This window comes from Microbacterium sp. LWO14-1.2 (genome assembly GCF_038397715.1).
In the GTDB taxonomy this organism is placed as follows: Bacteria; Actinomycetota; Actinomycetes; order Actinomycetales; family Microbacteriaceae; genus Microbacterium.
This window is the reverse complement of the sequence record NZ_CP151633.1, coordinates 1,472,946-1,497,167: the sequence shown is the minus strand read 5'-3', so window position 1 is coordinate 1,497,167 and position 24,222 is coordinate 1,472,946. Positions and strand designations below refer to the sequence as shown.

General features: G+C 69.3%; 25 protein-coding genes and 1 pseudogene. 16 read left to right on the top strand and 10 right to left on the bottom strand.

Annotated elements, in window-relative coordinates; genetic code table 11:
* Positions 1 to 159 precede the first annotated feature (159 nt).
* Positions 160 to 633: a redox-sensitive transcriptional activator SoxR gene (soxR, locus tag MRBLWO14_RS07160; protein WP_341935764.1), complete on the bottom strand. Its 474-nt coding sequence runs from the start codon at positions 631 to 633 to the stop codon at positions 160 to 162.
* A 74-nt stretch (positions 634 to 707) separates the two neighbouring features.
* On the opposite strand from soxR, the gene fdxA reads away from it, so the two are divergent.
* Genes fdxA through MRBLWO14_RS07145 form a run of 3 tightly spaced genes read left to right on the top strand, consistent with a single transcriptional unit; the run spans position 708 to position 2,214 of the window.
* Positions 708 to 1,034: a ferredoxin gene (gene fdxA / locus MRBLWO14_RS07155; protein WP_341935763.1), complete on the top strand. Its 327-nt coding sequence runs from the start codon at positions 708 to 710 to the stop codon at positions 1,032 to 1,034.
* Positions 1,031 to 1,549 carry a flavin reductase family protein gene (locus MRBLWO14_RS07150; RefSeq protein ID WP_341935762.1) on the top strand — a complete coding sequence of 173 codons (519 nt, stop codon included), beginning with the start codon at positions 1,031 to 1,033 and terminating at the stop codon, positions 1,547 to 1,549. Before fdxA ends, MRBLWO14_RS07150 begins: the two co-directional genes overlap by 4 nt.
* A gap of 38 nt (positions 1,550 to 1,587) precedes the next feature.
* Entirely contained in the window at positions 1,588 to 2,214 is a 627-nt protein-coding gene (locus MRBLWO14_RS07145) for a superoxide dismutase (protein WP_341935761.1), read from the top strand.
* A 132-nt stretch (positions 2,215 to 2,346) separates the two neighbouring features.
* Here MRBLWO14_RS07145 and MRBLWO14_RS07140 read toward each other — a convergent pair whose 3' ends face one another.
* Both MRBLWO14_RS07140 and MRBLWO14_RS07135 read right to left on the bottom strand, forming a co-directional pair.
* Complete coding sequence (locus MRBLWO14_RS07140; protein WP_341935760.1) at positions 2,347 to 2,751, bottom strand: arsenate reductase ArsC; 405 nt, start codon at positions 2,749 to 2,751, stop codon at positions 2,347 to 2,349.
* Between the two features lie 206 nt (positions 2,752 to 2,957).
* Positions 2,958 to 4,619, bottom strand: coding sequence for a glycoside hydrolase family 13 protein (locus MRBLWO14_RS07135; protein WP_341935759.1), 1,662 nt, complete (start codon positions 4,617 to 4,619; stop codon positions 2,958 to 2,960).
* A gap of 430 nt (positions 4,620 to 5,049) precedes the next feature.
* Here MRBLWO14_RS07135 and MRBLWO14_RS07130 point away from each other — a divergent pair, with 430 nt between their 5' ends.
* The gene (locus tag MRBLWO14_RS07130) at positions 5,050 to 6,285 is read left to right on the top strand and encodes a hypothetical protein (RefSeq protein WP_341935758.1); all 1,236 of its coding nucleotides are present in this window, start codon (positions 5,050 to 5,052) and stop codon (positions 6,283 to 6,285) included.
* A gap of 449 nt (positions 6,286 to 6,734) precedes the next feature.
* Positions 6,735 to 7,094, top strand: a pseudogene (locus MRBLWO14_RS07125) (ROK family transcriptional regulator); the annotation flags it as partial.
* A 178-nt stretch (positions 7,095 to 7,272) separates the two neighbouring features.
* Here MRBLWO14_RS07125 and purQ read toward each other — a convergent pair.
* The 3 genes from purQ to MRBLWO14_RS07110 form a co-directional block, all read right to left on the bottom strand.
* A complete protein-coding gene (purQ, locus tag MRBLWO14_RS07120) occupies positions 7,273 to 7,980 on the bottom strand; it encodes a phosphoribosylformylglycinamidine synthase subunit PurQ (RefSeq protein WP_341935757.1) in 708 nt (235 codons plus the stop codon).
* Entirely contained in the window at positions 7,977 to 8,225 is a 249-nt protein-coding gene (gene purS / locus MRBLWO14_RS07115; RefSeq protein WP_341935756.1) for a phosphoribosylformylglycinamidine synthase subunit PurS, read from the bottom strand. The genes purQ and purS overlap by 4 nt, the downstream gene beginning before the upstream one ends.
* 80 nt (positions 8,226 to 8,305) lie before the next feature.
* On the bottom strand, positions 8,306 to 8,836 hold the full coding sequence (locus tag MRBLWO14_RS07110) for an adenine phosphoribosyltransferase (protein ID WP_341935755.1): 531 nt from the start codon (positions 8,834 to 8,836) through the stop codon (positions 8,306 to 8,308).
* Between the two features lie 241 nt (positions 8,837 to 9,077).
* On the opposite strand from MRBLWO14_RS07110, the gene MRBLWO14_RS07105 reads away from it, so the two are divergent.
* The 6 genes from MRBLWO14_RS07105 to MRBLWO14_RS07080 all read left to right on the top strand — a co-directional run bounded on the left by MRBLWO14_RS07105 (position 9,078) and on the right by MRBLWO14_RS07080 (position 15,713).
* Positions 9,078 to 10,385, top strand: coding sequence for an ABC transporter substrate-binding protein (locus tag MRBLWO14_RS07105; RefSeq protein ID WP_341935754.1), 1,308 nt, complete (start codon positions 9,078 to 9,080; stop codon positions 10,383 to 10,385).
* A 76-nt stretch (positions 10,386 to 10,461) separates the two neighbouring features.
* Positions 10,462 to 11,499, top strand: coding sequence for a sugar ABC transporter permease (locus MRBLWO14_RS07100; RefSeq protein WP_341935753.1), 1,038 nt, complete (start codon positions 10,462 to 10,464; stop codon positions 11,497 to 11,499).
* Positions 11,496 to 12,383, top strand: coding sequence for a carbohydrate ABC transporter permease (locus MRBLWO14_RS07095; RefSeq protein WP_341935752.1), 888 nt, complete (start codon positions 11,496 to 11,498; stop codon positions 12,381 to 12,383). The genes MRBLWO14_RS07100 and MRBLWO14_RS07095 overlap by 4 nt, the downstream gene beginning before the upstream one ends.
* A 5-nt stretch (positions 12,384 to 12,388) precedes the next feature.
* Positions 12,389 to 13,819 carry a GH1 family beta-glucosidase gene (locus tag MRBLWO14_RS07090; protein ID WP_341935751.1) on the top strand — a complete coding sequence of 477 codons (1,431 nt, stop codon included), beginning with the start codon at positions 12,389 to 12,391 and terminating at the stop codon, positions 13,817 to 13,819.
* A 56-nt stretch (positions 13,820 to 13,875) separates the two neighbouring features.
* Positions 13,876 to 14,871, top strand: a complete 996-nt coding sequence (locus tag MRBLWO14_RS07085; protein WP_341935750.1) for a LacI family DNA-binding transcriptional regulator — start codon at positions 13,876 to 13,878, stop codon at positions 14,869 to 14,871.
* 179 nt (positions 14,872 to 15,050) lie between these two features.
* Entirely contained in the window at positions 15,051 to 15,713 is a 663-nt protein-coding gene (locus MRBLWO14_RS07080; protein WP_341936176.1) for a TetR family transcriptional regulator, read from the top strand.
* Between the two features lie 79 nt (positions 15,714 to 15,792).
* On the opposite strand, the gene MRBLWO14_RS07075 is transcribed toward MRBLWO14_RS07080, so the two are convergent.
* Positions 15,793 to 17,148 carry a solute carrier family 23 protein gene (locus tag MRBLWO14_RS07075; RefSeq protein ID WP_341935749.1) on the bottom strand — a complete coding sequence of 452 codons (1,356 nt, stop codon included), beginning with the start codon at positions 17,146 to 17,148 and terminating at the stop codon, positions 15,793 to 15,795.
* A gap of 198 nt (positions 17,149 to 17,346) precedes the next feature.
* The gene (locus tag MRBLWO14_RS07070) at positions 17,347 to 18,237 is read right to left on the bottom strand and encodes a phosphoribosylaminoimidazolesuccinocarboxamide synthase (RefSeq protein ID WP_341935748.1); all 891 of its coding nucleotides are present in this window, start codon (positions 18,235 to 18,237) and stop codon (positions 17,347 to 17,349) included.
* Between the two features lie 101 nt (positions 18,238 to 18,338).
* Here MRBLWO14_RS07070 and MRBLWO14_RS07065 point away from each other — a divergent pair, with 101 nt between their 5' ends.
* From MRBLWO14_RS07065 to MRBLWO14_RS07055, 3 genes are all read left to right on the top strand, one after another.
* On the top strand, positions 18,339 to 18,554 hold the full coding sequence (locus MRBLWO14_RS07065; protein ID WP_341935747.1) for a DUF2945 domain-containing protein: 216 nt from the start codon (positions 18,339 to 18,341) through the stop codon (positions 18,552 to 18,554).
* A 66-nt stretch (positions 18,555 to 18,620) separates the two neighbouring features.
* On the top strand, positions 18,621 to 19,244 hold the full coding sequence (locus tag MRBLWO14_RS07060) for a PadR family transcriptional regulator (protein ID WP_341935746.1): 624 nt from the start codon (positions 18,621 to 18,623) through the stop codon (positions 19,242 to 19,244).
* Positions 19,241 to 20,803: an MFS transporter gene (locus MRBLWO14_RS07055; RefSeq protein ID WP_341935745.1), complete on the top strand. Its 1,563-nt coding sequence runs from the start codon at positions 19,241 to 19,243 to the stop codon at positions 20,801 to 20,803. Before MRBLWO14_RS07060 ends, MRBLWO14_RS07055 begins: the two co-directional genes overlap by 4 nt.
* Positions 20,804 to 20,824: 21 nt before the next feature.
* On the opposite strand, the gene MRBLWO14_RS07050 is transcribed toward MRBLWO14_RS07055, so the two are convergent.
* Both MRBLWO14_RS07050 and MRBLWO14_RS07045 read right to left on the bottom strand, forming a co-directional pair.
* Complete coding sequence (locus tag MRBLWO14_RS07050) at positions 20,825 to 21,079, bottom strand: hypothetical protein (RefSeq protein ID WP_341935744.1); 255 nt, start codon at positions 21,077 to 21,079, stop codon at positions 20,825 to 20,827.
* A gap of 870 nt (positions 21,080 to 21,949) precedes the next feature.
* A complete protein-coding gene (locus MRBLWO14_RS07045; protein WP_341935743.1) occupies positions 21,950 to 22,891 on the bottom strand; it encodes a helix-turn-helix domain-containing protein in 942 nt (313 codons plus the stop codon).
* 107 nt (positions 22,892 to 22,998) lie between these two features.
* Between MRBLWO14_RS07045 and MRBLWO14_RS07040 the strand changes: the two genes are divergently transcribed.
* The gene (locus MRBLWO14_RS07040; protein ID WP_341935742.1) at positions 22,999 to 23,310 is read left to right on the top strand and encodes an antibiotic biosynthesis monooxygenase; all 312 of its coding nucleotides are present in this window, start codon (positions 22,999 to 23,001) and stop codon (positions 23,308 to 23,310) included.
* Between the two features lie 335 nt (positions 23,311 to 23,645).
* Positions 23,646 to 24,200 carry a GNAT family N-acetyltransferase gene (locus MRBLWO14_RS07035; RefSeq protein WP_341935741.1) on the top strand — a complete coding sequence of 185 codons (555 nt, stop codon included), beginning with the start codon at positions 23,646 to 23,648 and terminating at the stop codon, positions 24,198 to 24,200.
* Positions 24,201 to 24,222: the final 22 nt, after the last annotated feature.

The window sequence follows — 24,222 nt, the reverse complement described above, 5'->3', positions numbered from 1 at the left end:
GGTGGGCCTCGACGCGCAAGGTGGGTTTCGGCGACCGGGGCCCACCGCCCCGCCGAGGCCCACCCTTCCCGCCGAGGCCCACCACCCGCGACGAGTGGCGTGGTGGGCCTCGACGCGCGAGGTGGGTTTCGACGGCGCGGGCGGGAGGGCCGACCCGCCTCAGTCCTGCAGGCGCTGAGGCCCCGCGCCCTGGCTGCCGAGCGCGTCGTCGGGGTTGAGCAGGCCGCACGCCTTCATCGACAGGCAGCCACAGCCGATGCATCCGGTCAGCTCGCGTTCGAGGCGCTCGATGCCCTCCCGGCGCTTCTCGAGCTCGCGCTTCCACCGGCGCGATGCGCGCTGCCAGTCGTCGTGGCTCGGGGTCTGCGTGAGGGGGACGTCGGCGAACGCCTCCTGCACGTCGGAGAGGGGGATGCCGAGGCGCTTCGCGACCGTGATGAGCGACACCCGGCGCAGCATGTGCCTGGCGTACCGGCGCTGGTTGCCCGGCGTGCGGGTCGAGGCGATGAGGCCCAGACTCTCGTAGAAGTGCAGGGCCGAGGAGGCGACGCCGGTGCGCCGGCTCATCTCGCCGATCGTGAGCGGCTCGTCGGCGGCGTGCGGCGCGCGGTCGGGATCGCTGTGCGCTGTCAAGGGGTCTCCATGATTTGACCTCAAGTGTACTTGAGGTCTTACGGTGGAACCGTGCCTCGGAGGAAGACCACTCGATGACCTACGTGATCGCGCTGCCCTGCGTCGACGTCAAAGACCGCGCCTGCATCGACGAATGCCCAGTCGACTGCATCTACGAGGGCGAGCGCTCGCTCTACATCCACCCCGACGAATGCGTCGACTGCGGAGCGTGCGAACCGGTCTGCCCCGTCGAGGCGATCTTCTACGAAGACGATCTGCCCCCAGAATGGCAGGACTACTACAAGGCGAACGTCGAGTTCTTCGACGACATCGGATCCCCCGGTGGCGCCGCCAAGGTCGGCATGATCGAGCACGACCACCCGATCATCGCCGCACTCCCGCCGCAGGAGGCACACGAATGACCACCACACCGCCGCCCGCACCGGTGCCCTCGCCCGTCGGCGAAGGACTCAAGGCCGCGTTCCGACAGCATCCCGCCGGCGTCGCCATCATCACGGCGACGACCCCCGACGGACCGGTGGGGCTCACGGCATCCAGCGTTGCGTCCGTCGCGGTCGACCCCGCGGCGATCGTGTTCTCGGTGACCCGCGCCACCGGCAGCGCCGGGGCGATCCTGTCGTCCGACAGCTTCGTCGTGCACCTGATCGACGACGAGCACTCCGACCTCGCGCAGAGCTTCGCGATCAGCGGCGCAGAGCGCTTCACCGACGCGCAGGGCTGGAGCGCCCTGCCCACCGGCGAGCCGTACCTGCGCGAGGCGCGCGTCGCTATGCGCTGCCACCCGATGACCACGGTGGCCGTCGGATCGTCGACCGTCGTCATCGCCGAGGTCGACGAGGTGCTGCTCGGCCGCCCCGGTCGCCCGCTCGTCTACATCGACCGCCGCTTCCACTCGCTGCCGGGCGCGCAGGACTGACCGGCTCCGTCTCCAGACCATCGAAGGAAGGAATCACCATGTCCACTCCGTACACCCTCCCCGAGCTGCCGTACGACTACTCGGCGCTCGCCCCGCACATCTCCGGCAAGATCATGGAGCTGCACCACTCGAAGCACCACCAGGCCTATGTCACCGGTGCGAACACGGCGCTCGAGCAGCTGGCGGCCGCGCGCGACGCGGGCGACCTCGCCGCCGTGAACAAGCTCGAGAAGGACCTCGCGTTCAACCTCGGCGGGCACATCAACCACTCGGTGTTCTGGCAGAACCTGTCGCCGGAGGGTGGCGGCAACCCCGAGGGCGAGCTGTCGGCGGCGCTCGACGACGCGTTCGGCTCGATCGACGCGTTCCGCGAGCACTTCACCGCCACGGCGCTCGGCGTGCAGGGATCCGGCTGGGCCGTGCTCGCCTGGGACTCGGTCGGCGCCCGCCCCGTGATCTTCCAGCTGTTCGACCAGCAGGGCAACGCTCCTCTCGGCGTCACCCCGCTGCTGCAGCTCGACGTGTGGGAGCACGCCTACTACCTCGACTACCTCAACGTGCGCGCCGACTACGTGAAGGCGTTCTGGGAGATCGTGAACTGGGAGGACGTGCAGCGTCGGTTCCAGCTCGCGCAGGAGAAGACCGAGGGACTCATCGTCCCCTGACCCCCGTCGTCACCGGTCGCCGCGCGCTCGCCGAGCCACCCCGTTATCGCCGAACCCCCCCCCGGTACGTACCGCACGTATCGGGGGGTTTCGGCACGAAAGGGGTGGCTCGGCGGAGGAGATCAAGAAGAGTCAGGCGAGCAGCTCGGCGGCCAGCGTCTCGATCCGATGGCGGATGTCGTCGCGGATCGGCCGCACGGCGTCGATGCCCTGCCCGGCGGGATCGTCGAGCTCCCAATCCTCGTAGCGCTTCCCCGGGAAGAACGGGCACGCGTCCCCGCATCCCATCGTGATCACCACGTCGGATGCCTGCACGGCATCCGTCGTCAGCACCTTCGGGGACTGCGCGGTGATGTCGATGCCTAGCTCCGCCATCGCCTCGACCGCGACCGGGTTGATGTGCTCGGCGGGCAGCGATCCGGCCGAGCGCACGTCGATGCGGTCGCCCGCGACGGCGCGCAGGAAGCCGGCCGCCATCTGCGAGCGGCCCGCGTTGTGCACGCACACGAACAGGACGGAGGGGATGCCGGGCGCCATGCGTCCAGCATCCCACGCCGCGTCCGTCGATTCCCGCCCCCGCCCCGCCCCCGCTTCCCGCCCCCGTCCGCGTCCCCGCTTCCCGCCCTCCTTGCGTCGAAACCCACCTCGCGCGTCCAGGCCCACCACCCCGTACGGGGCTGCTGATGGGTCTCGACGCGGGTGGTGGGTCTCGACGAGAGAGGCGGGAAGAGAGCGGATGCGGGTCAGGCCGTCGTGTACCAGACGGCCGTGTCGACGGGCAGCGCGTCGCCGTCGAACGGCTGACTCGCGACGATCACCGTGGCGCCGGCGGGCAGGTCGAGCGGCTCCGTGCCGAGGTTCGCGACGACGTGCACGGCCCCGCGGCGGAAGGCGACGGCATCCGGCCCCGCGTCCTCCCAGACGAGCGAGCCCGAACCGAAGCCGTTCTCACGGCGCACCGCGAGCAGCTGCGTGTAGAGGGCGAGGGTCGACGTCTCGTCGCCCTTCTCGACGTCGCGCGCGTAGGTCGCCCACTCCGCGGGCTGCGGCAGCCACGAGGCGCCGGTCTCGTTGAAGCCGAACGCCGGGGCGTCGGCCTCCCACGGGATCGGCACGCGGCATCCGTCCCGCCCGTAGCGCTCGCCGTTGGTGCGGAACCAGGTCGGGTCCTGGCGGAACGCGTCGGGGATCTCCATCGCCTCGGGCAGCCCGAGCTCCTCGCCCTGGTAGATGTACGCGGACCCGGGCAGTGCGAGCATCAGGGTCGTCGCGGCGCGGCCCCGGGCGAGACCGATCGCGGTGTCGGGCTTGTTCGGGGTGTTCGGGCCGATGCCGTCGCCCTGCGGGTTCTCCTCGGTGAGGGCGAGGCGCGTCGCGTGGCGCACGACATCGTGGTTCGACAGCACCCAGGTGCTGGGAGCCCCGACGGCGCCGAACTCCTCGAGTGATTCGCGGATGACGTCGCGCAGCGCCTCGGCATCCCACTCGGTCATGAGGTACGGGAAGTTGAACGTCTGGTGCATCTCGTCGGGGCGCACCCAGAGCGCGGTCTGCTTCAGCGTCGGCATCCACGCCTCGCCGCACAGCGCACGGTCGCCGTCGTACTCGGCCAGCACGCGGTGCCAGTCGCGGTAGATGTCGTGCACACCGTCCTGGCCCCAGTAGGGGACGTCGGCCTCGCCGCCGCCCATCGAGTCGGCGTCGGCCGGCGGGGTGTAGTCGGGCAGGCCGTCGGCCTTGATCATGCCGTGCGCCACGTCGACGCGGAAGCCGTCGACCCCGCGGTCGAGCCAGAAGCGGAGGATCGAGCGGAACTCCTCGCGGACCTCCTCGTTCGTCCAGTCGAAGTCGGGCTGCGTGGGGTCGAAGATGTGCAGGTACCACTGGCCGGGCGTGCCGTCGGCCTCGGTCACGCGCTCCCACATGCCGCCGCCGAACACCGACTCCCAGTTGTTGGGCGGGAGCTCGCCGTTCTCGCCCTTGCCGTCGCGGAAGATGTAGCGCGCGCGCTCGGGGCTGCCCGGCGCCGCCCGCAGCGCGGCCTGGAACCAGGCGTGCTGCGCGGAGGAGTGGTTCGGCACGAGGTCGACGACGACGCGGATGCCGCGGCGGTGCGCCTCGTTCAGCATGGTGTCGAAGTCGTCGAGGGTGCCGAACAGCGGGTCGACGTCGCGGTAGTCGGCGACGTCATAGCCGGCGTCGCGCTGCGGGCTCGTCATGAACGGGCTCAGCCAGATCGCGTCGACGCCGAGCTCCTTGAGCGAGTCGAGTCGGCTCGTGATGCCGGGCAGGTCGCCGATGCCGTCGCCCGATGCGTCGGCGAACGAACGGGGATAGATCTGGTAGATGACCGCGCTGCGCCACCACTCGGAACCGGGGGCTGCGATCTGCTCAAGCTGTGCCATGCGATCAGGCTATTGCACACGTCGTCGCCAACACCACGCGGGGATCGAATCGTTTCGGGACTGACACGTTCCGGGCTGTCGCGTGCGTGCCCCGCGCCCGGACCCACCACCCGCGCCCAGCGTGTGCATCCTGCCCGCCGAGCGTGCGCCCAGCCCGCCGAGACCCACCCAGCCCGCCGAGACCCACCACCCGCGCCGAGACCCACCACCCGCGACGTCGGCGAGAGTGGGTCTCGGCGCGCGGGGTGGGCCTCGGCACCGTGCGAGTCCAGACGAATGGATGCAGAGACATAGACCTTCGCCACTACTGCGCCCCCATCCGGAATGCCAAGATTCTGCCGTGACCTGCAGGTCGCCCGCGCTGTCGCATCGCGCGGTTCCGACCGAGGGGGTCATGATGTCCGGTACCGCGCGCCGTCCCGTGAGACGGATGGTCGCTGCGATGGTCGTCGCGACGACCGTGCTCGCCGGTGCCGCGACCGTCATCTCCACCGCCGTCGCCTCGGCCGACGATCCGACCCCCGACGGCAGCGCACCCGACCCGAGCCTCTCGGTCGCGCGGGCGTACGAGTTCCTCGACGGACGCGTCGACGAGTTCTGCGACGGGGCGGGCATGTGCCTGCCGCGCAGCTACCAGGGCGGATTCTTCACAGATCTCCCGACCTGGGACTTCACGCCCTCGTTCGTCTACGACGACGCCCTGGTCATCATCGCGTACACCGCACGCGGCCTCCCCGACGACCTTCGCCGCGCGCAGGCCGTCGGAGACACGCTCCTCTTCGTGCAGGAGAACGACCCGATCGGCGACGGACGGGTGCGCACCTCGTACGAGCCGCACGGCATCCGTCAGGGGCGGATGGAGATCACCGGTCCCGGCACGTTCACCGGCAACCAGGCCTGGGTCGGGATGGCGCTCGCGCGTCTGTTCCACGCGACGGGCGAGCAGAAGTACCTCGACGGCGCTCTCGATATCGCGCAGTGGATCCAGACGAACACCGCCGACATTACCCGTGCCCCGTACGGCTACACGGGCGGGCAGCTCGAGGACGGCACTTCGCTGGTCTGGAAGTCCACCGAGCACAACAGCGACATCGCGGGCTTCTTCGGCCAGCTCGCCCAGCTCACCGGCGACCCGCTGTGGGCGCAGCGCGCGGATGTCGCTGCGGACTTCGTCGCGGCCATGCAGGCGGCCGACGGCCACGTCGACACCGGCACCCTGCTCGACGGCAGCACCGTCAACACCCACCCCAAGCCGCTCGATGCCCAGACCTGGAGCTACCTCGGCACCGGCGACGCCCGCTTCGGCACCGCCCTCGACTGGACCCTCTCGAACCTCATCGCCACCGACGGCCCGTACAGCGGTCCGTCGATCAGCGACGTGGACGTGTCGAAGGTGTGGTTCGAGGGGGCAGGGCACCTGGCGCTCTCGTTGAGACTGCGCGACGGGGCCGGTGATGCGGATGCCGCGGAGTCGCTGCTCAGCAGCATCCGCCTCGCGCAGCGGGATGCGCCGAACGGCGACGGCAAGGGTATCGTCGCGACGTCAACGGACGGCCTCGACTCCGGATTCGGCGACCTGTACTACGCGAGTCTGCACACGGGTACGACGGCCTGGTACCTGCTCGCCGCCGCCGGCGACAACCCGTTCGCGCTCCCCGCGCCCTGACCCGTCCCCGCCCGGCCCCGCCCCCGCCTTCCATCCGCGAGCCACCCCTTTCGCGCCGAACCACCCCCGCATGTGCCGTACTCACGGGGGTGGCTCGGCGCTAGAGGGGTGGCTCGGCGCTAAGGGGGTGGCTCGACGGTAAGGGGAGGCGGGCTCGCGCGGGGATGCCCGCGCCGCTCAGCCGATGTTGGCGGTGATGCGGGCGAGGTGCGCGGCCGCCTCCTCGACCGACCGCGTCCGTCCGCTGACGCCCGGACGCTCCTGCCACGGACGCGGCCCGTCGGCGTGCCGGTACTCGACGCCCGCGGCGGCCAGACGTGCGAGGTGCTCGGCCAGGCGCGGTGCGAACTCCTCGTAGTCGCGGCCGCCGGTGGGGCCACCGCGCCTCGGCGACGGCTGAGAGGCGGGGGAACGCGCGGTAGTCGAGGCCGCTCGTCGACGAGGGCGGCGAGGTGTGCCGCTGCGGTCGGCGCGGATGCCTCGAGGTCGTCGCGGCGACCCCGTTCCTGCGCCGCCGACTGGCGGATGCCGGAGACGGCACCGACGCCGTGCTCGCTGCCGCCGGTCAGGCGCTCGGACGGGTGCTCACGCCGGTCGTGGCCGCTCTCGGTCTCGAGCAGGTCGTGCTGTCGGGACCTCCGGACGTGGTCGGCGACGTGTTCCTCGAGGCGGCGAAGGCGGCGATCGAGCACGAGGCGCTGGCAATCGTGACCGACGACTTCGAGATCCGCGTGGCCGTGCGCGGCGACGACATCGTGCTGCTCGGCGGCACTGCCCTCGTAGTCGCCGAGGAGCTCGGCATCCGCTGACGAGTCACGCTCTCGTCCCGCCCCGCGCCCCCGTCTGCCCCCCGCCCCCCGCGCCCCTGCGCCGAACCACCCTTCTCGCGCCGAGCCACCCCCGTTTGCACCGTACGCACGGGGGTGGCTCGGGCGAAAAGGGGTGGCTCGCGTGGGAGGGGTGGGGCCGGGGCGGTTCGCGCCGGCGTCAGGCGGCGGCGCGGGCGACTGCCGCGACGGCGCTCGTGAAGAAGTCGAGGCCGTCGACACCGCTGCGCATCGCGGCGGTCGTGTCGGGGCCGAAGCCCGGCTCGGTGGCGTGCTCGGGGTGCGGCATGAGACCCACGACGTTGCCCGCCTCGTTCGTCAGACCCGCGATGTCGCGCAGTGACCCGTTGGGGTTGACGCCCGCGTAGCGGAACGCCACGAGCCCTTCGGCCTCGATGCGGTCGAGCGTCTCGTCGTCGGCGATGTAGCCGCCGTCGGCGTTCTTCAGCGGGATGACGATCTCCTGGCCGGTGCGGAACCGGTTGGTCCACGCGGTGTCGGAGTTCTCGACGACGAGCCTCTGGTCGCGACGCACGAAGTGCTGGTGGTCGTTGCGGATCAGGCCGCCGGGCAGCAGGTGCGCCTCGACGAGCATCTGGAACCCGTTGCAGATGCCGAGCACGGGCATGCCCTTCGCCGCGGCATCCTTCACCTCGGCCATGATCGGCGAGAGCGCGGCGATCGCGCCGGCGCGCAGATAGTCGCCGTAGCTGAAGCCACCGGGCAGCACGAGCGCGTCGACGCCTTCGAGGTCGTGCGATCCGTGCCACAGGGCGACGGGCTCGGCTCCGGCGATGCGGACGGCGCGCTGCGCGTCGCGGTCGTCGAGCGAACCGGGGAACGTGATGACCCCGATGCGCGTGGTCATTCGGCGACCTCGATGCCGACCACGTCCTCGATCACGGAGTTCGACAGCACGTCGTCGGCGATGCGACGGGCCTCGGCGAGCACCTCTTCGGTGACCTCGCCCTCGACGGTGAGCTCGAAGCGCTTGCCGATGCGGACGTCGGTGAAGCCCTCGACGCCGAGGCGCGCGAACGCTCCGGAGACGGCCTTCCCCTGCGGGTCGAGCAGTTCGGGCTTGGGCATGACGTCGACGACGATGGTGGGCATGACGGCTCCAAGAGTCGCGGGCGGACGGGCACCGTCAGTCTACCGGCTCGCCGGCGCGTCGATTCGCGAGCGGGCGCGGGTCAGGCGTGGAAGACGGTGTGCAGGTCGCCGATCGCCTCGCGTCCGCCCAGGCCGTCGATCTCGAACAGCACCGAGATGCCGACGACGTGGCTGCCGAGGCGCTCCACGAGCTCGCGTCCGGCCGCGAGCGTGCCGCCTGTCGCGAGCACGTCGTCGATCAGCAGCACGCGTGACCCCACGGGCAGGTCGTCGTGCATCTCGATCGTCGCCGTGCCGTACTCGAGGGCGTAGTCGACGGATGCCGCGGGGCGCGGCAGCTTCCCCGCCTTGCGGATCGGGATGAGGCCGACACCCGCAGCGATGGCCGCGGCGCCGGCGAGGATGAACCCGCGTGCCTCGATGCCGGCGACCACGTCGAACTGACCGGCGAACGGCTCGACGATCGCGTCGGTCGTGGCCTTCAGCGCCTCGGCATCCGCCAGCAGCGGCGTGATGTCGCGGAAGATGATGCCCGGTTCCGGGTAGTCCGGGATGCTGCGGATCAGCGACTCGGCGCGGGTGAGGGCGGGGGAGAGTTCGGTGTCGGGCACCGGTCAAGGGTACGCCGTCTCCGCACCGTCGAGAATTTCGGACGGGAGCGCCTTCTGCGGCCTGGAACCCCAGTGTCGGGCCGCAAAAGGTGGCGATGGCCGCAGAAGTTCGCACCAGGCCCGCGCTTGACATTCGTGGGAGCGCTCCCATAGAGTCGCCACCACTGCCCGTGGGAGCGCTCCCACAGCATCCACGACCTTGCACCACCCCACCGCACGACCCACCACGAAGGAGTGACCTGTGAACACACGTGCCCGCACCCGGATCCTGACGGCGACAGCCGCGGCATCCGTCTCCGCCCTCGCCCTCGCCGGCTGCGCAGCGACCGGATCCGGCGACGCCGAAGGAGGCGACGGCGACATCACGCTCACCGTCACCACGTTCGGCACCTTCGGCTACGACGACCTCTACGACGAGTACGAGAAGGCGCACCCGAACATCACGATCGAGGCGACCAACATCGACACCGGCGGCAACGCCCGCACCGACGCGTTCACCAAGATCGCCGCCGGCTCCGGCCTCAGCGACATCGTCGCGATCGAGGAGGGGTGGCTCGGCGCCATCATGGACGTGTCCGACACCTTCGTCGACCTGCGCGACTACGGCATCGAGGACCGCAAGGGCGACTGGGTCGACTGGAAGTACGGACAGGCGACGGATGCCGAGGGCCGCGTCATCGGCTACGGCACCGACATCGGCCCGAGCGGCATCTGCTACAACGGCGCCGCGTTCGAAGCAGCGGGCCTGCCGAGCGACCGCGAGTCGGTCGCCCAGCTGCTCGACGGCGACTGGGAGAACTACTTCGCCGTCGGCGCCGACTACACCGCCAAGACCGGCAAGGCCTGGTACGACCACTCCGGCTTCGTGTGGAACGCCATGGTGAACCAGCTCGACGAGGGCTACTACACCGCCGACGGCGAGCTCAACGTCGAGGGCAACGCCGAGCTGCAGGAGCGCTTCGAGCTGCTCGGCGCGGCGACCGAGGGCGGACAGTCGGCCGCGCAGACCGCGTGGGACTGGAACGGGGGCAAGTCGTTCGTCGACGGCACCTTCGCCACGTTCGTCTGCCCGGGCTGGATGCTGGGCGTCGTGCAGGGGCAGGTCGAGGCAGGCGGCGGCGACGCGACCACCGGCTGGGACTTCGCCGACGTCTTCCCCGGCGGCGCGGCCAACTGGGGCGGTGCGTTCCTGTCGATCCCGGAGTCGTCGCAGCACAAGGAGGCGGCGGCCGAGCTCGCCGACTGGCTGACGCAGCCCGAGCAGCAGGTCAAGCAGTCTGCGGCAGCGGGCAACTTCCCGTCGACCGTGAAGGCACAGGAGACGCTCGCCGCGGATGCCACACCCAACGCGTTCTTCAACGACGCCCCGACCGGTGCGATCCTCGCCGAGCGTGCCAAGGGCGTGGTCGCGCAGTTCAAGGGCGCCGACGACTCCGTCATCCAGGAGAACGTGTTCGGGCCCGCACTCAGCGCACTCGACCGCGGTGAGACCGACACCCAGGGCGCCTGGGAGCAGGCGATCGGTCTGCTGAACGAGCTCGTCGGCTGACCCGAGACCACCCTTCGACAGGCTCAGGGACCCATGGGTTGCTGAGCCTGTCGAAGCCTCTGGAGAAGGAACCCCCATGACTCTGACCGAAGAGCGTCCGGCGACGGCATCCGTCGCGTCGAAGGCGGATGCCGTGCCACCGCGCTCCTGGCGCCATCGCCTCTCGCGGTTCGACCAGAACGCCTCGCCGTACTTCTACATCTCGCCGTTCTTCCTGCTGTTCGGCCTCGTGGGGCTCTTCCCGCTGCTGTACACGGTGTGGGTGGCGGTGCACGAGTGGGATCTGCTCAAGGGGCAGGGCGAGTTCGTCGGCGCAGGCAACTTCGCCGAGATCCTCGCCGACGGCATGTTCTGGAACTCGGTCGGCAACACCCTGAGCATCTTCGTGCTCTCGGCCGTCCCGCAGCTGGCCGTTGCTCTGCTGATCGCCTACCTCCTCGACCGGGGTCTGCGGGCGCCCACGTTCTGGCGCATGAGCGTGCTGATCCCGTTCGTGGTGACGCCGGTCGCGGTGGCGATCATCTTCTCGAGCATCTTCAACGAGGCCGACGGCCTCGCGAACAACCTCCTCAACCTCATCGGGGTCGCCGACCAGCAGTGGAAGCACGACACGTTCCTGTCGCACATCGCGATCGCGGTGATGGTGAACTTCCGCTGGACGGGCTACAACGCGCTGATCCTCCTCGCGGCGATGCAGGCCGTGCCCCGAGACCTGTACGAGTCGGCGGCGCTGGATGGCGCGGGAGCGGCTCGGCGGTTCTTCTCGATCACGATCCCGACGATCCGGCCGACGCTGATCTTCGTGATCATCACGGCCACGATCGGCGGCCTGCAGATCTTCGCCGAGCCGCGGCTGTTCGACGTGTCGACGGCCGGCGGCATCGGCGGCAGCGACCGGCAGTTCCAGACGACCGTGCTGTTCCTGTGGGAGATGGCGTTCTTCCGCCGCGACCTCGGCGAGGCGTCGGCGGTCGCCATCCTGCTGTTCCTGCTGATCGTCGGCATCGGTGTAATCAACTTCCTGATCTCGCGACGGATCTCGACGGGGGACGGACCACGGACCCGCTCGGCACGACGACGCGCTCGCACCACGACCTCGGAGGACGCACGATGACCGCCACGCAGGCACTCAGCGTGCCCGAGAAGATCCGTCGGCGCCGGGCCGCCGGCGGCAACGCGGGCATCGGCAGCCGTCCCGGCTTCCTCACCTACGGGCTGCTCGCGGCATTCATCATCGGCAGCGTGTACCCGCTGTGGTGGTCGATCGTCGTGGCCAGCGGCACCAACGCGACGCGCGGCGAGACGCTGCCGCTCGTCCCCGGCGGCAACTTCTTCGCCAATGCCGCGAAGGTGCTCGACGCCATCCCGTTCTGGCTCGCGCTCGGCAACTCCTTCCTCATCTCCGCGATCATCACGCTCTCGGTCGTGACGTTCTCGACGCTCGCCGGCTACGCGTTCGCGAAGCTCCGGTTCCGCGGCAGGGACGGGCTGATGGTCTTCGTGATCGCGACCATGGCGATCCCCACGCAACTCGGCATCATCCCGCTCTTCATGCTCATGCGCGAGCTGGGCTGGACCGGGTCGATCGGCGCCGTGATCGTGCCGACCCTGGTGACGGCGTTCGGCGTCTTCTTCATGCGGCAGTACCTGGTCGACGTGATCCCCGACGAGCTCATCGAGGCGGCGCGGGTCGACGGCGCCAACCAGTTCCGCACGTTCCTCACGGTGGGCGTGCCGGCGGCTCGTCCGGCCATGGCCATTCTCGGACTGTTCACGTTCATGACCGCCTGGACCGACTATCTCTGGCCGCTGATCGTGCTGTCGCCGCAGAACCCGACCCTGCAGACCGCGCTCAGTCAGCTGCAGTCTGGCTACTACATCGACTACTCGATCGTGCTCGCGGGTGCCGTGCTCGCGACGCTCCCGCTGCTCGCGCTGTTCGTCGTCGCGGGGCGCCAGCTGGTGAGTGGCATCATGGCCGGCGCGGTGAAAGGATGACGTCCATGACCCGAGCCTTCCCCGAGGACTTCCTGTTCGGAGCCGCCACGGCGGCCTATCAGATCGAGGGGGCGGCGTTCGAAGACGGCCGGACGGCGTCGATCTGGGACGCGTTCAGCAGGGAGCCCGGTGCCGTGGTGCGCGGCGACAACGGCGACGTGGCCTGCGACCACTACCACCGCTACCCGCAGGACGTCGCGCTGATGAAGGAGCTCGGGCTGCAGACCTACCGCTTCTCGACCTCGTGGTCGCGGGTGCGTCCGGACGGGGGCGCCGTGAACCCGCAGGGCGTCGACTTCTACGACAGGCTCGTCGACGAGCTGCTCGGCGCCGGCATCCTGCCCTGGCTGACGCTGTACCACTGGGACATGCCGCAGGCGCTGCAGGAGTCGGGCGGCTGGACGAATCGCGACACCGTGGGGCGGTTCCTCGAGTACGCGGGCACGATGCACGACGCGCTCGGCGACCGCGTGAACGTGTGGACGACGCTCAACGAGCCGTGGTGCTCGTCGTTCCTGTCGTACACGGGAGGGGAGCACGCACCCGGCCACACGAGCATCGCCGAGGGGCTGCTCGCCTCGCACCACCTGCTGCTCGCGCACGGCGAGACGGTGCGCGAGCTGCGCGGGCGCGACGCGAGCCTCAACCTCGGCATCACGCTCAACCACACGGTCGCGGATCCGGCCGACCCCGCGAACCCGGCCGACGTCGACGCCGCGCGGCGGGTCGACGGGCAGTTCAACCGCTGGTTCCTCGATCCCATCTACCTGGCGCAGTATCCCGCCGACATCGTCGAGGACATCCGTGCGGTCGACGCCGGGGCGGTGGACCGCTTCGAGGATGCCGTGCACGACGGCGACCTCGCGACCATCGCGCAGCGCATCGACACGCAGGGCGTGAACTACTACCACGGAGACCTCGTGGCAGGAGAGCCGCAGGCCGTGCCGCCGCAGGTCAGTGGACCGGCGACCGACCGGCCCGGCCGCAGCCCGTACCCGTCGAGCGCCGGCATCCACCCGGTGGAGCGCGGTCTGCCGCGCACGGCGCAGGATTGGGAGGTGCAGCCCGAGGGTCTCACGCGTCTGCTGCAGCGTTTGTGGACGGAGTACGCCGAGCCCGCCGGCACCGTCCTCTCCGTCACGGAGAACGGCGCCGCCTACGACGACGTCGCCGTGATCGAGGACGGCGAGACCCGCGTGCACGACGAGGACCGCGCGGAGTTCCTCCGCCTGCACCTGGATGCCGTGCTCGACGCGGCGGACGCCGGGGTCGACGTGCGCGGTTTCTTCTACTGGTCGCTGTTCGACAACTTCGAGTGGGCCTGGGGCTACGACAAGCGCTTCGGCATCGTACGGGTCGACTACGACACGCAGGAGCGCAGTGTGAAGGACTCGGGCCGGGAGTACGCTCGGATCATCGCCGCCCGAGCGCTCTGACGCCGGGTCGGCGGATCTGGGAAGACCCGACCGTCGGCCGGGTGGAGGGGAGAGCCGTGACGACTCGCGCGACCATCGAAGAGGTGGCCTCGGCGGCCGGGGTGTCCCGATCGACGGTGTCCCGTGTGGTGAACGGCTCGACCGCGGTGAGCCCCGAGGCGCTCGACGCCGTGCAGCGTGCCATCGCCGAGCTCAACTACGTGCCCAACCGTGCGGCGCGATCGCTCGCGTCGCGGCAGACGCACGCGATCGCCCTGATCGTGCCCGAGGACACGACGACGTTCTTCGGCGACCCCTTCTTCGCGGCGATCGTCGCCGGCATCACGGGCGCGCTGCGCGGTTCGGACTACCTGCTCAACCTGCTCATCGCGACCGACGACCCCGGCGACAAGATGGCCAGCTTCGTGCGCAACGGCGGGGTCGACGGCGCGCTGATCGTCTCGCACCACACGAGCGACGCGTTCATCGAGCGCGTGGCAGACGCCGTGCCCGTGGTGTGGGGCGGTCGCCCGATGCAGCGCCGCGACGGCGACTTCGTGGTCGACGTCGACAACGTCGCGGGCGCCCGCACCGCGACGCAGCATCTGCTCAGCACCGGTCGCCGTCGCATCGCGACGATCACGGGTCCGCTCACCATGGTGTCGTCGGGGGACCGCCTGCAGGGCTTCCGCGACGCGCTGGCGGATGCCGGGCTCGCGCCCTTCGCGGAGGAGGCCGGCGACTACAGCGAGGCCAGCGGGGCGGATGCCGCGCGCCGCATCCTCGCGACGGGCACCCCCGACGCGATCTTCGTGGCGAGCGACCTCATGGCGAGGGGGGCGCTGACGGCGCTCCGCGCCACCGGCATCCGCGTGCCCGACGACGTGGCGCTCGTCGGATACGACGACTCGTCGGTCGCCCTGACGACCGATCCGCAGCTGACGACCGTCCGGCAGCCGATGTACGCGCAGGGCGAGGCGATGGCGGGCGTGCTGCTGTCGAACCTCGCCGGTGAGGCGCCCGAGACGACGACCATCCTGCCCACCGAACTGGTCGTGCGCGGCTCCGCCTGACCCGAGCGGGAGATACACGGGTGCGGACCCGACGCCCCTCCAAGGGGGCCCGCACCCGTGTGGCGTGCGCGGGCGGACTGACATATGACCGAACGCGAAACGCTGAATGCTCGTTCAAAGATTAGTATAGAGGTTTGGCGTCGATTTCGATGTCGTCCGATCCTGGGGAAGTGGACACCATGGCCCGTTCCGACGAGCAGAACAGGCAAGCCCGTGAGCGGGCGCGCGAGAAGATCCTCCTCGCGGCGATAGAACTCTTCGGGGAGAAGGGCGTCGCGGGCGCCAGCATCTCCGACATCACCCGCCGCGCCGGCGTCGCGCAGGGACTCGCCAACTACCACTTCGGCGGCAAGGACCAGCTGATCTCCGCCGTCATCGACCGGTGGTTCGAGACGCTGTTCGGCATCCCGCAGGTTCCCGGCACCCCCGACGAGCGTCTCGCCGGCATCATCGACGGCGTCTTCATGGCGACAGGTTTCGCGATGCCCGTGCAGCGTGCCGTGCTGTCGATGCAGCAGCAGCCGGTCACGCACCGCCTCTTCGCGGAGTCCGAGCAGCGCTTCGGACAGCAGGCCACGGAGTCCGAGAACATCGTGCGCGAGCTCTTCCGCGAACGCGGCGCCGACGACCCCGCTCTCGAAGAGGTCATGCTGCGCAGCACCCTCGAGGGCGCGATCATCAAGTACGCCGTGTACGGCGAGTCGTTCCCGCTCGAAGACGCCCGGCGCTGGATGCACCGGCTCTACGGACTCCCCGAGCCCGCGGCACCGCTCGCCCTCGACCTGCCCCCGCGCGATGAGGACCTGCGCATCCGCGCGATCCGCGCCGTGCGCAGCTGCTGAGGAACGGACGACGGCTCGGACTCCGGATGCCGCTGCGCGCAGCATCCGGAGTTCGAGCCATCGTCTGTGTCCCGAGTCGTCAGGCGGGGTCGCCGCCGAGCGGTCCGACCGCCTCGAGGGGCTTCGGGTCGTCGGCGCCCGTCTTGCGCGCCCGGGCGATGAGGTTGCCCAGGTGGTAGATGAGCAGAGCGGCGACCGTGCCGAGTACGATGCCGCCGAACGCGAAGTCGCCGAGGTTCATCGAGAAGCCGGCGATGCCGATCACGAGCGACACCGCGGCCGTGTACTGGTTCACGGGGCGTGAGAAATCGACCTTGCTGTCGACCCAGATCTTGATGCCGATGATGCCGATCAGGCCGTAGAGCGCGGTCGTCGCTCCGCCCAGCACGCCCGCCGGGATCGAGTTGAACACCTCGCCGACCTTCGGCGAGAACGCCAGCAGGATCGCGAAGAGGCCGGCCACCCAGTACACCGCTGTCGAGTAGACGCGGGTCGCGGCCATCACGCCGATGTTCTCGCCGTACGTCGTGGTGCCCGAGCCGCCGAAGCCGCCGGCGATGGTCGTCGCGACGCCGTCGGCGATCAGCGCGCGGCCGGTCTGCTTGTTGATCGACGCGTCCTCGGTCATGGTCGCGACGCCGCGCACGTGGCCGACGTTCTCGGCGATGAGCACGAGCACGACGGGCAGGAACATCGCGATCGTCGACCAGGTGCCCGGCTCGACGAAGTCGGGGAGCTGGAAGTCGGGGAGGCCGACCCAGGGGGCGTCGGCGATGAGCTCGGCGGGAGTCTTGCCGTCGCGGAGCGCGTTCGGCACGTCGAACGACCCGTTGAACGCGGCCCAGACGAAACCGACCGCGACGCCGAGGAAGATCGAGATGCGGCCGAGGAACCCGCGGAACAGCACTGCGAACAGGATGATCGCGACGAGCGTGATGGTCGCGGTCACCGGGTCGAGCTGGAAGTTGTTCCACGCCGTCGGCGCGAGGTTGAAGCCGATCAGCGCGACGATCGCGCCGGCGACGACCGGGGGCATCAGCGCGTCGACCCAGCGCAGGCCGGCGAACTGCACGACCAGGCCGACGACCGCGAGCAGGATGCCGACGGCGACCACGCCCGCGAGGGCCGACCCCGTACCGCCGGCGGCGACCGCGGCGGTGATCGGCGCGATGAACGCGAACGACGAGCCGAGGTAGCTGGGCAGCTGGTTCTTCGTGATCAGCAGGAAGATGAGGGTGCCGAGACCGCTGAACAGCAGGGTCGTCGAGACGGGGAATCCGGTGAGCGTCGGCACGAGGAACGTGGCGCCGAACATGGCGACGACGTGCTGGGCGCCGATCGCGATCGTGGCGGGCCAGTTCAGGCGCTCACCCGGGGTGACGACGGCGCCTGGTTCGACCGTGCGGCCGTTTCCGTGGATCTTCCACAGGGGCATGCGGGCTCCTCAGTGATCGGGGGGTGTGGGAGTGCTGGAGCAACCCTATCGATTCCTGAGTGTTCCCTGGGTGCGGGCGGCCGCTCGACCGCTCGCACGTGATGAAGGAGATCTCTCGTATCGAAGGACCGAAACCGGGAGCGGGTCCTTCGTTGCGTGAGATCTCCTTCGCAGCGTGTGAGCGAAGACGGGCGCGCGTCAGGCTCCCAGGCGGTCGATCAGCTCGCGGTAGCGGTCGGCGGTGCGCTCCACGACATCCTCGGGGAGCACCGGCGGCTCGCCCTGCTTGTCCCAGTTCGCGGCGAGCCAGTCGCGCACGATCTGCTTGTCGAAGCTGGCCATGCGCTCGCTCGGGGTCGTCCCGGTGCGCCAGGCCTCGGCATCCCAGTACCGCGACGAGTCGCTGGTGAGCACTTCGTCGGCCAGACGCAGCACGCCGTCGACGTCGGTGCCGAACTCGAACTTCGTGTCGGCGAGGATGAGGCCGTGCTCCTCGGCGATGGCCGCGGCGCGGGCGTAGATCGCGAGGGACGCGTCGCGCAGCTCGGCGGCGCGCTCGGAGCCGACGAGCTCCTCGACCTTCTCGAAGGTGATGTTCTCGTCGTGCTCGCCCATCGGAGCCTTGTACGCCGGCGTGAACAGGGGCTCGGGCAGGCGATCGCCGTTCTGCAGACCCTCGGGAAGGGGGATGCCGCAGACGGTGCCGCTCTCGGTGTACTCCGCCCATCCGGAGCCGGTGATGTATCCGCGCACGACGCACTCGATCGGCAGCATCTCGAGCGACTGGGCGAGCATGGCGCGGTCGGCGACCGACGCGGGCACGTCGCCCTCGGCGAGGTGGTTCGGCACCTCGAGGCGGTCGAACCACCAGCGGCTCAGCCGCGTCAGCAGGGCGCCCTTCTGCGGAATGCCGGGCGACAGCACGACGTCGAACGCGCTGACACGGTCGGACGCCACGACGAGGATGCGTGTGTCTCCCGGGTCGGCGGAGGCGTACAGGTCGCGGACCTTGCCCGAGTAGAGGTGACGCCAGCCGGGGATCGTCTGCGCCGCGCCGTCGGAACCGGTGCTGTCGGAAGGTGTGCTCACCCGCCCATTATCGCGGGTCGTCGAGCGGCCGTCGGCCCCGTGTCAAGGGCTGGTGTCGGCATCCGCTGTCCGCGACGCTCGAAGGGACGAGCGGAGGAATCATGTCGAAGAACCTGTCCAAGGGCGACCGGGTGAGCTGGAACACCTCGCAGGGCCGCACCCGCGGCACCGTGCAGCAGAAGAAGACCGCCGACTTCGAGTTCGCGGGGCAGCATTTCACGGCATCCGCCGACGAGCCGGCGTACATCGTGAAGTCGGAGAAGAGCGGCGATGAGGCGGCGCACAAGGGGTCGGCGCTGCGCAAGCTCGCGAGCTGACGCAGGTTGTGATCCATCCTCGATCAGGCGTATAGTCCACGTGGACTAGTCGAGATGGAGGATGCGGTGAAGAGCCCGGTCGACACACTCACGCCCATGGGGGTCATGGTGCTCGCGCTGCTGCGCGAGAGCGACATGCACCCCTATGAGATGGTGCGTCTGCTGCGCGCCCGCCACGACGACCGCCTCATCGCCATCACCAACGGGACGCTGTACCACACCGTCTCCCGGCTGCAGAAGAACGGGCTGATCGACGAGATCGGCATCGACCGCGACGGCAACCGCCCCGAGCGCACCACCTACACGCTAACGGATGCCGGGCGCGACACCGTCATCGCGTGGGTGCGCCGCGAGCTGCCGCGCGTCGATCGGGAGACCGACTTCCGCATCGCGCTCGCTGAATCCCACAACCTCGAACGAGACGACGTGCGCGCGCTGCTGCGGGAGCGTCGCGCCGCACTCGTCGAGACCCACGACATGCACCGCCACGGCCTCGACAAGGCCAGGGCGAAGGGCGTCCCCGCCCAGGTGCTCGTCGAGATCGAGAGGGAGGAGATCCTGCTCGGCGCCGAACTGCGCTGGCTCGACTCGCTCCTCGCCCGACTCGACGGCGACGACCTCCCCTGGGGGCCGACCGCCTTCACCGACACAGATCGCTACCTCGCTCAGCGGAAGGCTGCACAGCAATGACCGAATCCCGTCAGGCGACAGGACCCGACACCGGGACCTTCGCCGCCGGACAGCGCCCCTCGAGCCCCTGGCCCGCCCTGTGGGCGCTCGTCATCGGCTTCTTCATGATCCTCGTCGACACGACGATCGTCTCGGTCGCGAACCCGGCGATCAAGGCCGCGCTCGACCCGAACACCAACAACCTCGACAACGTCGTGTGGGTCACCAGCGCCTACCTGCTCACCTACGCCGTGCCGCTGCTCATCACCGGACGCCTCGGCGACCGCTTCGGCCCGAAGAACATCTACCTCATCGGCCTCGCGATCTTCACGCTCGCGTCGCTCTGGTGCGGTCTGTCCACCTCGCTCGAGGGGCTGATCGTGGCGCGCGCCGCGCAGGGACTCGGCGCGGCGTTCATGACGCCGCAGACGATGGCGGTCATCACGCGCACGTTCCCGCCGAACCGCCGGGGCGCCGCCATGGGCCTCTGGGGTGCGACCGCCGGTGTCGCGACGCTCGTCGGCCCGCTGCTCGGCGGCGTCCTCGTCGACGGCCTCGGCTGGGAGTGGATCTTCTTCGTGAACCTCCCCGTCGGCGTCATCGCGTTCATCGCCGCGTGGATCCTCGTACCCAAGCTGCAGACGCACCCGCACCGCTTCGACATCCTCGGCGTCCTGCTCAGCGCGGCCGCCATCTTCCTCGTCGTCTTCGGACTGCAGGAGGGCGAGAAGTACGACTGGGGCGTCATCTGGGGCCCGATCTCGGTATGGGGCCTGATCATCGCGGGCATCGTCGTGATGGGACTGTTCATCCTGCAGCAGTGGAAGACGAAGAGCGAGGCGCTCGTGCCCCTCGAACTCTTCCGCGACCGCAACTTCTCGGGCGCCAACATCGCGATCGCCACCGTCGGCTTCGCCGTGACGAGCATGTCGCTGCCGCTGATGTTCTTCCTGCAGATCGCGCGCGGACTCGCGCCGACCCAGGCGGCGCTGCTGATGATCCCGATGGCCGTGTTCTCGGGCGTGCTCGCTCCACTGGCCGGGAAGATCCTCGACCGCACCGACCCGCGGTTCATCCTCATCCCCGGTCTCGTCATCTTCGCGTCGGCGCTCGCCTGGTACTCCTCGCTCGTGCGCATGGACACCGAGATCTGGATGTTCCTGTTCCCGTCGGCGCTGCTCGGCATCGGCAGCGCGGGCATGTGGGGGCCGCTCGCCACCACGGCCACGCGTCGCCTCCCGATGCGTCAAGCAGGGGCCGGCGCCGGCATCTACAACACGACCCGCACGATCGGCTCGGTCATCGGATCGGCCGCGATCGCGACGTTCATGCAGGCGCGGCTCGAGGCGAACCTGCCCGGCATGGGCGATTCCGCCGGGTCGATCAGCTCGGGTGGCACCCTGCCCCCGCAGGTCGCCGACGGGTTCGCCGCGGCCATGTCGCAGGCGATCCTGCTCCCGGCGAGCGTGATCGTCATCGGATTGATCGCGGCGTTCTTCCTGCGCGGAGCGCCCAAGGCGACGGATGCCGGTGCGCCCGCCGCATCCGCTCCTGCCGCCGACCCCGCGCCGACGGCCTGACGGGGAGCGGCCTGCAGCGCGTCATCTGTCGCGGAGAGCCGCCTCCCGCAACAAATCCGGGTAGGCATCCGCCACTTCGTCGGAGTCGATTGACGTGATCATCCACGGCAGTTCGTCGTAGGGTTCTGCCTCCAATAGTCTCGCGAGCTCACGCTTCAATCTTCCTGTTATCTCAGAATCTGCGATGAGCGCGATTCGAAACTCCACGACATGGGCTTCAGATGAATTCGCCATAATGCGCCTCTTCTCAGAATCGACGTCCGCCAGGACGACCACTGCGTGAAGACACATCGACTTGGCAGTGGCGCTTGTACTGCCCAGTCTCAATCCGAGTATCGACGTCCTTCAGCGCGGCCGAACGGGCGTTCAGTTCGCTGTTACCCTCACCGTAGCCTTCGACGTAGCCCAAGACGCTATGAGGCTTGATCTGCACCACCTGGCATTTCGCGGTTGCCTTGCACGGCAGCTTCCGCAGCCGTGGGAAGGCTGAACCCGAGAAAGGCAACCAGTGCGAGGCTAAGAAGAGCTATGCGCCGCTTGGTTTTTGGGGACATGTTGAACTCCTTGTCGTCTGAATCACGCGAGCCTCAGTCGCTCGCGTCACCAGTGAAATGGAGAGCAAAGGTCCCGAAAAGAGGATGAGACCGCTCTATACCGAGATAGCGACATCCTCGGTGCCTCTTTACCTCTAACGAGGAGTCGCTCATCCCGCCCTACCTGCACACGGCGTCTGACCGGATGACAAGACGGCTCGGCACGTTTCGTGGCTCTTCCCAGATGAAGGTGTAGGTCGGTCCGCAGATAGACGTCGAGGTCTCCCGACGATGGAGGTTCCTACGCCATCCATCCGAAAGACCTCGACGTGCCCGACGCTACCCCGCCGGCCGGCTTCGGCCGCCCTGACCTAACCGCCTTCGCGGCTCATCCCAATCGGCTCTGATCGGGTCTGCTGACCCTCTCGACGAGAACGCAGCGACATCACAGCCACCCAACCCCGACCGTCCGGGAAGCCGGGGCACGTCACATGGGCTGTGCTGCGGGCGTGTCGAGTGGGTAGTCCAGGGGCGACGCAGGAGCGTCGACGCGACGTGCTGAGAGGTGGTTCCAACCGAGCGCTAGGACACAAGCTGCAGGCATGGCGATAGGTCAGGAACGGCGTCGCTCCCTGCGCAGGAGGGAGCGCAGAGTCTCGGCGTTTGCGTAGCCGACCCGTAGCGCGATCTCGGCGGAGGTGAGGTCCGTGGTTGCTGAGAGGTGTCGAGCTCGTTCGGTGCGAAGCCGTTGGACGAAGCCGAGCGGAGTGAGGTTGAGCGCCGCACGGACTCGTCGTTCGAGGGTGCGCCGGCTGGTGCCGAGCGACTGCGCGACGAAGGCGACGTTGAATGGTTCGTCCAGGCGGGCGCGCACGAAGCGTTCGAACTCGACGACGATCGGGTCCTCGTGCCGGAGATGTTCGTAGGCGACGAAGGCCGCCTGCGACGGGCGCTCGTCGATGATGAGGAGCTTGGCGACATGTTGGGCCAGGTCGGGGCTGATCGATCGCACGAGTGAGAGCGCGAGGTCGATGTGGGCGAACGCGGCGCCGGCGGTGACGAGGTTCCCGTCGACCACGACCATGCTGTCGAGATCGAGGGCGACGGTCGGATAGCGCTTCAGGAACTCCGGCCCCAGGAACCAGCTGGTCGTCGCCCTCCGATGATGCATCCGTCCGGTCTCGGCGACAGCGAACACGCCGGTGCACGCCGCGGCGATCCGGGTGGTCGCCTCGTCGAGGCGCTCGAGCGAGGCGATGACCGAACGAGCATCTCGACTCTGGAGGGCGTCGTGGGTCGCGGCGGCCGTGAGGGTTCCAAGCGCAGGGACGACGACCACGTCGAACTCCCCGGACTCCGGCAGCGGGTGGTCCACCGACAGGGTCATCGATGCCGTCGTGGTCACTCGCCGTTTCGGTCCGAGGATGGCGAGTTCGATCGGATCGATCCGCGGGTCGACATCGCCGCGGACTCCGTCGGCCACCCGCACGATGTCGATGATCGACGCGACCGCCGAACCGAAGCAGCCGTCGATCGCGATCAGTCCGATACGCATGACGTAAACAATAGCAATACTGCCGTATACGCCACTCCCCACCGGCCCTCGCTCGTCATACGCTGAACTCGTCCCACGAAGAACCCCGACGTCAAGGAGAACCACTCATGTCCACACCCGCATCACTTCCGTATGCCTTCGTCGCCAAGATCGTCGCGGCCGATGGACAGCACGACGCGGTCGCCGATCTGCTCGCCGGCGCTGTCGCACTCGCCAACGAAGAAGTAGGAACGATTGTCTGGTTCGCGGTCAGGACTCACGCCGACACCTTCTGGATCTTCGATGCATTCCCCGACGAAGCCGCTCGCGACACCCACGCCAACGGCGCCATCGTCGCAGCCCTGACGGCCAACCAGCATCTCCTCGGCGCAGCACCCGAGATCCTGCCGGCCGACGTCCTCGCGTCCAAGCTCCCGTAGTCCGCCCGCGCACGTTCGCAACGCGAAGCACAACACGAGCGCTGTCGGTCACAAACTCAACAGGTAAACCAACGGGCGGCTCTGGAGCGGCTCGCGATCAACGGCCGGCTCGAACACCTCCGCGGCTCAGCCCTCGGGTTCCGCAACCTCACCAACTACATCGCCAGGTCCCTGCTCGAGACCGGCGGCTTCAGACCGCGACTACACCCTGGAATCGGATGAGCCCGTTTCGTCTCGCTTCGCTCGCTCAACGACCGGCGGGATGCTGCTCATCCGACGCCAGCCGTCGCGGCGCGCGGTTTGGCGGGCGGGACGGGGTGTGATTGCATCGGGCGATGAGCGTCGAACTCGTCCGCCCCACGTCCGCCCTCTTCGACTCCTGGGCCTCGGCCGTCGCCGAGTTCGGTGAGGGTCACATCGACGGATCGGGTCTCCACGCGCCGGTCACGCCCGACCGGGCCACGCTCGATGCCCTCATCGCGAAGTCCGAACTGCTGGCGGACACGTCGGCCGAACTGCCCGCCGACTCCGTGCACAACGACCTGTACTGGATCGTCGATGACGGCGAGGTCGTCGGGTTCGTCTCGTTCCGGCACGAGCTCAACGAATGGCTGCGCGAGGTCGGCGGCCACATCGGGTACGCGGTGCGCGCATCGCGGCGCCGCGAGGGGTACGCCTCGGCGGGCCTCGCGCTCGCACTGGATCGCGCCCGCGAACTCGGCCTCGATCGGGTGCTCGTCACCTGCGACGACGACAACGTGGGGTCGTACCGCACGATCGAGCGGGCGGGCGGGGTGCTGCAGGACGTGACGGACCAGAGCGCTCGCGGCCACTCGATGCTGCGCCGGTACTGGATCGACGTCGCGGAGCCGCAGGCGCGCGCCAAGTAGGGTGGAACCTCGGCGGCTGTCC

Bases quoted from the DNA above. Each gene is read 5' to 3' on its own strand.
- fdxA (WP_341935763.1), top strand. From the start codon at position 708: ATGACCTACGTGATCGCGCTGCCCTGCGTCGACGTCAAAGACCGCGCC.
- MRBLWO14_RS07150 (WP_341935762.1), top strand. From the start codon at position 1,031: ATGACCACCACACCGCCGCCCGCACCGGTGCCCTCGCCCGTCGGCGAA.
- MRBLWO14_RS07145 (WP_341935761.1), top strand. From the start codon at position 1,588: ATGTCCACTCCGTACACCCTCCCCGAGCTGCCGTACGACTACTCGGCG.
- MRBLWO14_RS07140 (WP_341935760.1), bottom strand. From the start codon at position 2,751: ATGGCGCCCGGCATCCCCTCCGTCCTGTTCGTGTGCGTGCACAACGCG.
- MRBLWO14_RS07135 (WP_341935759.1), bottom strand. From the start codon at position 4,619: ATGGCACAGCTTGAGCAGATCGCAGCCCCCGGTTCCGAGTGGTGGCGC.
- MRBLWO14_RS07130 (WP_341935758.1), top strand. From the start codon at position 5,050: ATGGTCGCTGCGATGGTCGTCGCGACGACCGTGCTCGCCGGTGCCGCG.
- purQ (WP_341935757.1), bottom strand. From the start codon at position 7,980: ATGACCACGCGCATCGGGGTCATCACGTTCCCCGGTTCGCTCGACGAC.
- purS (WP_341935756.1), bottom strand. From the start codon at position 8,225: ATGCCCACCATCGTCGTCGACGTCATGCCCAAGCCCGAACTGCTCGAC.
- MRBLWO14_RS07100 (WP_341935753.1), top strand. From the start codon at position 10,462: ATGACTCTGACCGAAGAGCGTCCGGCGACGGCATCCGTCGCGTCGAAG.
- MRBLWO14_RS07095 (WP_341935752.1), top strand. From the start codon at position 11,496: ATGACCGCCACGCAGGCACTCAGCGTGCCCGAGAAGATCCGTCGGCGC.
- MRBLWO14_RS07090 (WP_341935751.1), top strand. From the start codon at position 12,389: ATGACCCGAGCCTTCCCCGAGGACTTCCTGTTCGGAGCCGCCACGGCG.
- MRBLWO14_RS07080 (WP_341936176.1), top strand. From the start codon at position 15,051: ATGGCCCGTTCCGACGAGCAGAACAGGCAAGCCCGTGAGCGGGCGCGC.
- MRBLWO14_RS07075 (WP_341935749.1), bottom strand. From the start codon at position 17,148: ATGCCCCTGTGGAAGATCCACGGAAACGGCCGCACGGTCGAACCAGGC.
- MRBLWO14_RS07065 (WP_341935747.1), top strand. From the start codon at position 18,339: ATGTCGAAGAACCTGTCCAAGGGCGACCGGGTGAGCTGGAACACCTCG.
- MRBLWO14_RS07055 (WP_341935745.1), top strand. From the start codon at position 19,241: ATGACCGAATCCCGTCAGGCGACAGGACCCGACACCGGGACCTTCGCC.
- MRBLWO14_RS07045 (WP_341935743.1), bottom strand. From the start codon at position 22,891: ATGCGTATCGGACTGATCGCGATCGACGGCTGCTTCGGTTCGGCGGTC.
- MRBLWO14_RS07040 (WP_341935742.1), top strand. From the start codon at position 22,999: ATGTCCACACCCGCATCACTTCCGTATGCCTTCGTCGCCAAGATCGTC.
- MRBLWO14_RS07035 (WP_341935741.1), top strand. From the start codon at position 23,646: ATGAGCGTCGAACTCGTCCGCCCCACGTCCGCCCTCTTCGACTCCTGG.